General features: G+C 63.2%; 8 protein-coding genes. 6 read left to right on the top strand and 2 right to left on the bottom strand.

What is annotated here, in order from left to right:
• The first annotated feature begins 385 nt into the window (after window positions 1-385).
• Complete coding sequence (locus ACXJ7R_RS20885) at window positions 386-1,882, top strand: CoA-acylating methylmalonate-semialdehyde dehydrogenase (protein ID WP_457153499.1); 1,497 nt, start codon at window positions 386-388, stop codon at window positions 1,880-1,882.
• 158 nt (window positions 1,883-2,040) lie between these two features.
• Here the strand turns inward: ACXJ7R_RS20885 and ACXJ7R_RS20880 are convergent, their stop codons facing one another.
• Window positions 2,041-2,370: a nuclear transport factor 2 family protein gene (locus ACXJ7R_RS20880; protein ID WP_457153498.1), complete on the bottom strand. Its 330-nt coding sequence runs from the start codon at window positions 2,368-2,370 to the stop codon at window positions 2,041-2,043.
• A gap of 174 nt (window positions 2,371-2,544) precedes the next feature.
• Here ACXJ7R_RS20880 and ACXJ7R_RS20875 point away from each other — a divergent pair, with 174 nt between their 5' ends.
• Both ACXJ7R_RS20875 and ACXJ7R_RS20870 read left to right on the top strand, forming a co-directional pair.
• Complete coding sequence (locus ACXJ7R_RS20875; protein ID WP_457153501.1) at window positions 2,545-2,868, top strand: winged helix-turn-helix transcriptional regulator; 324 nt, start codon at window positions 2,545-2,547, stop codon at window positions 2,866-2,868.
• Window positions 2,869-3,098: 230 nt separating this feature from the next.
• Window positions 3,099-3,416 (top strand): hypothetical protein, encoded by a 318-nt coding sequence (locus ACXJ7R_RS20870; RefSeq protein ID WP_457153497.1) that lies wholly within the window; start codon window positions 3,099-3,101, stop codon window positions 3,414-3,416.
• Between the two features lie 9 nt (window positions 3,417-3,425).
• Here the strand turns inward: ACXJ7R_RS20870 and ACXJ7R_RS20865 are convergent, their stop codons facing one another.
• Window positions 3,426-4,079 (bottom strand): GntR family transcriptional regulator, encoded by a 654-nt coding sequence (locus ACXJ7R_RS20865; RefSeq protein WP_457153500.1) that lies wholly within the window; start codon window positions 4,077-4,079, stop codon window positions 3,426-3,428.
• Window positions 4,080-4,190: 111 nt separating this feature from the next.
• On the opposite strand from ACXJ7R_RS20865, the gene ACXJ7R_RS20860 reads away from it, so the two are divergent.
• From ACXJ7R_RS20860 to ACXJ7R_RS20850, 3 genes are all read left to right on the top strand, one after another.
• Window positions 4,191-5,084 carry a dihydrodipicolinate synthase family protein gene (locus tag ACXJ7R_RS20860; RefSeq protein WP_457153496.1) on the top strand — a complete coding sequence of 298 codons (894 nt, stop codon included), beginning with the start codon at window positions 4,191-4,193 and terminating at the stop codon, window positions 5,082-5,084.
• Window positions 5,085-5,145: 61 nt separating this feature from the next.
• A complete protein-coding gene (locus ACXJ7R_RS20855; protein WP_457153495.1) occupies window positions 5,146-6,465 on the top strand; it encodes an NAD(P)/FAD-dependent oxidoreductase in 1,320 nt (439 codons plus the stop codon).
• Window positions 6,466-6,496: 31 nt separating this feature from the next.
• Window positions 6,497-6,950, top strand: a 454-nt coding sequence (locus ACXJ7R_RS20850) for a proline racemase family protein (protein ID WP_457153494.1), incomplete at its 3' end; no start/stop codon positions are given.

Here is a 6,950-nt window from a genome sequence, read left to right as displayed (position 1 = left end):
TCATCCCAGTTCATGGGGATGGTCCGATCTAATCGTGAACGCCGCGTTCCCGCCCACCCCCCTCTGTCCTRCCGGACATCTCCCCCGCAAGGGGGGAGAGTGGCAGCTCCGCCGGCGGCATCTTTGCGGCGTCGAAGGTTTCCGAAGACGAAAGCAACATCCGATCTCCCCCCTTGCGGGGGAGATGTCCGGYAGGACAGAGGGGGGTGGGAAGAAATGCAATCTTTCAATCCTTGGAACGATCGAAGTGCCGGATATTTGCGGCAATTAATGCACAGTCGGCCTTCGTTGTCTATTTCATGCACAACGGTTGCGTTCTGGCTCGCGTTGCCATCCGCCGGGCAAAGGCGGACAATGCGCCATCACAAACCCAGGGAGAGAAATCATGATCGACTACGGTCATTTCATCGGCGGCAAGCATGTCGCCGGGACCAGCGGCCGCAAGCAAGATGTCATGCAGCCGATGGACGGTTCCGTGCGTGGCACGGTGGCGCTGGCTTCGCAGGCTGAACTGCGCGCGGCGGTCGAGAATGCCAAGGCGGCACAGCCAAAATGGGCGGCAACCAACCCGCAGCGCCGCGTGCGCGTGCTGATGAAGTTCCTCGAACTCGTCGCCCGCGACTATGACGAACTGGCCGATATCCTGGCGCGCGAGCATGGCAAGACGATCGCCGACGCCAAGGGCGACATCCAGCGCGGCCTCGAAGTGGTCGAGGTCTGCATCGGCGCACCGCATATGATGAAGGGCGAATTCACTGACGGCGCCGGCCCCGGCATCGACGTCTATTCGATGCGCCAGCCGCTCGGCGTCGTCGCCGGCATCACGCCGTTCAACTTCCCGGCGATGATCCCGCTGTGGAAGATCGCGCCGGCCATCGCCTGCGGCAATGCCTTCATCCTGAAGCCGTCGGAGCGCGACCCGGGCGTGCCGATGCGCATCGCCGAACTGTTCATCGAAGCCGGCCTGCCGGCGGGCATCCTCAACGTCGTCAATGGCGACAAGGATGTGGTCGATGCCATCCTCGACGATCCCGACATCAAGGCCATCGGCTTTGTCGGCTCGACGCCGATCGCCCACTACATCTATTCGCGCGGCACCGCCGCGGGCAAGCGCGTGCAGTGCTTCGGTGGCGCCAAGAACCACATGATCATCATGCCCGATGCCGACATGGACCAGACCGTCGACGCGCTGATCGGCGCCGGCTACGGCTCGGCCGGCGAGCGCTGCATGGCGATCTCGGTGGCTGTCCCGGTCGGCAACGACACCGCCAACCGGCTGATGGAAAAGCTCGTTCCGCGTGTCGAAAGCCTGAAGGTCGGACCTTCGACCGACTCTTCGGCCGATTTCGGCCCGCTGGTGACAGCGCAGGCGCTCGAGCGCGTCAAGGGCTACGTCGATACCGGCGTCAAGGAAGGCGCCAAGCTGGTCGTCGACGGCCGCGGCTTCTCGATGCAGGGCTACGAGGATGGCTACTACATGGGCGGCTGCCTGTTCGACAACGTCACCGCGGACATGCGCATCTACAAGGAAGAGATCTTTGGACCGGTGCTCTCGGTGGTGCGGGCGCCGACCTATGAGAGCGCGATCAAGCTCGCCAACGACCACGAGATGGGCAATGGCGTCGCCATCTTCACCCGTGACGGTGATGCGGCGCGCGACTTCGCCTCGCGGGTCCAGGTCGGCATGGTCGGCGTCAACGTGCCGATCCCGGTGCCGATCGCCTACTACACCTTCGGCGGCTGGAAGGCGTCCTCCTTCGGCGACCTCAACCAGCATGGCCCGGACGCGTTCCGCTTCTACACCAAGACCAAGACGGTCACCTCGCGCTGGCCGTCCGGCATCAAGGACGGGGCCGAGTTCGTCATCCCGACGATGAACTGAAATCCGACAGCTATTTCACAGGAAAGGGCGCGGCTTGGTCGCGCCCTTTTTTGCGTTGGATCATACGGTCAGAATGGCACTGGTCCGGAAAAAGGAATCTCACCAGCTCCGCAACTTGGCAAATTCCTGATCGTTGAACCGGGAATTTCCCAGGATGGTCATGCACCGATCTCCAGCCGCGTTATCCGGCCGTCGGCCAGTGTGAAGTTGTAGTGCAGCGTCGCCGGGCTTCCGGGGAAATTGCCTGACACGATGCCGGCGATCCKCCATGCATCGCCATTGACCGTCGCGTCGACGACCTCAACGGTCACCCGGTATTTTCTCGTCGTTGCTTCCATCCAGTCGCGGATGGCGGCCGAACCCCGATGGGTTTCACCTTCGTCCTTGACCGTGGCGTCCGACGAGAAGGGCACGAGCATCGCGTCGATGTCGTGCCTGTTCTTAGCGGCAAAATAGTCTGTCAGCGGCTGCGGAAGTTTCGCGATCATGGTTTCATCTCCGGTTCCAGGTCCTGCCGTAGACGCGAAGGTCCGCGGCCTTGTCCGGCTCCTAAAATGAGATATGCTGAAAAAATGGCAAGAACCGACGAAAAAGTAAGGTACTTACCCGAAAGTAAGGTTATGTCAGAAAGGAAGTCTGGACCCGAAAGCAAGGTTGAGGCGCTGACGCCGGTGTCGGCGGCGAGCGGCGTGGAAAATGTGCTGCGCATCCTTGAAGGCCGCTGGAAGCTGGTGATCCTGTTTCACCTGTTCGGCGGCAAGGTGCTGCGCTTTTCCGATCTCGAACGGGCGATCCCGGCGATCTCGCAGAAGATGCTGATTCAACAACTGAGGCAGATGGAAGCCGACGGGATCGTGCGCCGCATCGTGCATCATCAGGTGCCGCCGAAAGTCGAGTACCGCCTGACCGACTGGGGGCAGGCGCTATGTCCGGCTCTCGACGCCCTGCTGAAATGGGCGGCGCTTCGCGACCCCGCGGAAACCTGACGCGGATCGAAGCCGTACGGCTCGCCGCCAGGGTTGAGATGCTGCTTGTTTTCGGATCGGGACCTCACCATATCGAATCCAGGGAATGCGATAAGAATTCCCTGACGACAGACCGGAAACCAGAAGGAGTGACGTGATGAAGACGTCGGACCCGGCCTGGAACGCTCCGGCATATTGAGGCTGCCCATGTGCCTCCCTTTGCCGGAACGTGAAGGCGAAGGAGGTGCCAGATGGCACACAAATTTTCATTTCTATGGATCAGGATGGCCGTGATCGGCGCCGCGCTGGCGTTGTCGACGCTGTCGGCACAAGCGCAATTCATCTGCGGCGGCCACAGGGACCTTGTCGCGGGATTGGCGCAGGCCTTCCAGCAGAAGCAGATCGGCTACGGTGTGGTCGGGCAAGCTGCCATTGTCGAGATCTATGTCTCGGCAAGTGGGACATGGACCATGCTGGTGACCGACGTGCAGGGCCGAAGCTGCATCTTCGCGACCGGTGACGGATGGGAGAATACCGTCTCCATCACCGCAACGGCGCAAGGGATCTGAACCGCCCGATCAGCGGCGGGTAGCGGCCACCTCGGCGTGGCCGCGCAGCAGGGTTATCAGCCGCTTGGCATCCTTGGCCGCGGCTTCCTCGTCGCCGTCGAGGATCGAGCGGATCAGCGCGACATGATGCTCAGCCGATTCAGCAAGCCCGGTGTCGGCCTTGTAGCGGAACCAGAAACGGCGGCTGTGGGTTTGCAAGGGAGCCGCCAGGCGGGCGGCGAAAGGATTGTCGGCGGCCAGCGCCAGCGCTTCGTCAAGCGCCTTGTCGGCCTGGATGAAGGCAAGCACGTTGCCCGAGATCACCGCCTTCTGCATGGCCAGGGCTGCTTCGTGAAACATGTCGGCGGCTTCGCGGGTGACGAAGCGGGCGGCCGACCGGGCCAGCACCACCTCGACGCCGCGGCGTGCATCGAGCACGCGCAGCCAGTCGCCGGGATGCAGCGGAGCGATTGCGATGCCGGCGCGCGGCCGCACGTCGAGCAGCCCTTCCCAGGCCAGCCGCTGGATTGCCTCGCGCACCGGTGTGCGGCCAAGCGCCAGCCTTTCGATCAAGGCGCCCTCGGTGACGAAGCTCGCCGGTGCCAGTTCGAGCGTGACGATCAGGTGCTCGAGCACACGGTAGGCCTTGGCCGCCGCCGGCTCGAATGCAGTGCTTGAGTCCATGGATATCAAAGGCGATCTCCTGATATATCCAGGATATATCATAAGAGATTCCGCATTGACAGATGATTTTCTAGCAGATATACGGCTGATATATCAGATGGAGAAATGACCATGTGGACCGGAGTTTTCCCCGCCGTCACTACAAAATTCACTGCCGACGATCGTCTCGACCATGCCGAGATGGAGCGCTGCTTTGGCCTGCAGATGGAGGCCGGCTGCGACGGCATCATCGTCTGCGGATCGCTCGGCGAAGGGCCGATGCTGTCGCCTGACGAGAAGATCGAGGTGCTGAAGACCGCGCAGAAGGTCGCCGGCAAGAAGCCGGTGCTGCTGACAGTCAATGAGGCCGGCACCCGTGAGGCGGCCAGCATTGCGCGCCGCGCCGCCAAGGAAGGCGCCAACGGCCTGATGGTGGTGCCGAGCCCGATCTATCACACCAATACGGAAGAGACGGTCGCGGCGCTGCGCGCCGTCGCGGAGGCTGGCGACCTGCCGGTCATGATCTACTCCAACCGGCTCGCTTACCGTGTCGACGTCACTGTCGACCAGATGGAGGAGCTGGCATCGGACAAGCGTTTCGTCGCCATCAAGGAATCCTCCGACGACATCCGCCGCTCGACCGAGATCATCAATCGCTTGGGCACTCGCTACGACCTGTTCACCGGCGTCGACAATCTCGCTTTCGAGGCACTGTCGGTCGGCGCCATCGGCTGGGTCGCCGGGCTGGTCACCGCGTTTCCGCGCGAGACTGTCGCCATCTACCAGCTGATGAAGCTGGGCCGCCGCGAAGAGGCGCTCGCCATCTACCGCTGGTTCCGGCCGCTGCTCGATCTCGACGTCTCGACCTATCTGGTGCAGAACATCAAGCTTGCCGAAGTGTTCGCCATCCAAACCAATGACCGCGTGCGCATGCCGCGCCAGCCGCTGTCGGGCGAACGCCGCAAGGCAGTCGAAAAGATCGTCAAGGACGCGCTGGCGGTTCGGCCGACACTGCCGCAGTTCTAAAGCTTTCTTCTTCCCTTCATGAGGAGAAGATGGCGGCAGCCAGAAGAGAGGCAGCGTTTACGTGCACGGAAGTTCGAAGTCGACAGAAGAGGGGCGCCGCCCCTCATCCGCCCTTCGGGCACCCTCTCCCCGTGAACGGGGAGAGGGGGAAGACATCGCCATCATAGGTGGCGGCATCATCGGCATCTGCGCCGCCGCCTGTCTTGCCGAGGCGGGGCGCAAGGTCACGATCTTCGATCGCACCGGCATTTGCGAGGAAACGAGTTCCGGCAACGCCGCCGCTTTTGCCTTTTCCGACGTGCTGCCGATGGCGCACAAGGGCATGATCCGGCAGTTGCCGAAATGGCTGGCCGACCCACTCGGCCCGCTCAGCATCCCGCCCGCCTATCTGCCGAAGCTTCTGCCCTGGCTGTTCCGCTTCTGGCGTGCCGGCGCGCCGGCAAAATATGAAGCGAGCCTCGCCGCCCAGGCGGGCATGATGAAGCTTGCCGAAGCCGAATGGATGGGCTTGCTCGATCGCTCCGGCACGCGCGGCATGCTTCGCGAGGACGGCTCGCTCGAACTCTACGAGAGCGAGGCCGAGTTCCGCGCCTCGCTGCCCGGCTGGGCCGCGCGGGAGCGGTTCGACATTGGTTTTCGCCATGTCGAGGGCGATGAACTTGCAGCCCTGCAGCCTGGGCTCTCGCCGCGCTTCGTCAAGGGCACGTTCGTGCCGGGATGGAAGACCATCGCCGATCCAAAACTGCTCGGCAAGGCGGTATGGGCCTACGCGCAGACCAGGGGCGCGCGCTTTGAAATGGCCCGGATCGAGCGCGTCGGGGCGGATGAGGATGRCGCCACATTGACGCTGGCCGACGGCACGACCAGGCAAGCCAGGCATCTCATCATTGCCGCCGGCGCCTGGTCGCATCTGCTGGCGAGGCAATTCGGCGATCGCATTCCGCTGGAGACCGAGCGCGGCTACAACACGACGCTGCCGAAGGCTGCCTTCGACGTGAAGCGGCAGTTGATCTTCTCCGGCCATGGCTTCGTCATCACGCCGCTCGAAACCGGCTTGCGCGTCGGCGGCGCGGTCGAACTCGGCGGCATCGAGAGGCCGCCCAACTATGCGCGATCGAAGGCGCTGCTGCAGAAAGCGCAGAACTTCCTGCCGGGGCTCGATCCGGCCGGCGGGCGCGAATGGATGGGGTTCCGTCCCTCGCTGCCGGATTCGGTGCCCGTCATTGGTCGCGTGTCGGGAAACCGGCCGGTGGTCTATGCCTTCGGCCATGGCCATCTCGGCCTGACCCAGGCGGCAGCCACCGGACGGTTGATCCGCGATCTCGTCCTGGGGCAGACTCCGCCGATCGATCTGGCCCCCTTCAGTCCACAACGATTTTGATTTTTCGGGTTTTGATTTTTCGAGGAGCGTCATGGCCAAGAAATCCTTCTTCTGCATAGACGGCCACACCTGCGGCAATCCGGTGCGGCTGGTCGCCGGCGGCGGCCCGCTGCTGCAGGGGTCGACGATGATGGAGCGGCGCGCGCATTTTCTCGCCGAATATGACTGGATCCGCACCGGGCTGATGTTCGAACCGCGCGGACATGACGTGATGTCCGGCTCGATCCTCTATCCGCCGACGCGCCAGGATTGCGATATCGCCATCCTGTTCATCGAAACCTCGGGCTGCCTGCCGATGTGCGGCCATGGCACCATCGGCACGGTGACGATGGCGATCGAGCACGGGCTGATCAAGCCGAAGACGCCTGGCGTGCTGAGGCTCGACACACCGGCCGGCCTGGTCATCGCCGAGTACAAACAGGTCGGCGACTATGTCGAGGAGGTGCGCATCACCAACGTGCCGTCCTTCCTCCATGCCGAGGGCC

The sequence above is a fragment of the Mesorhizobium sp. P5_C1 genome (assembly GCF_054049815.1).
Note: the sequence above shows the minus strand (reverse complement) of the source record. Positions and strands in the feature narration are given on the sequence as shown.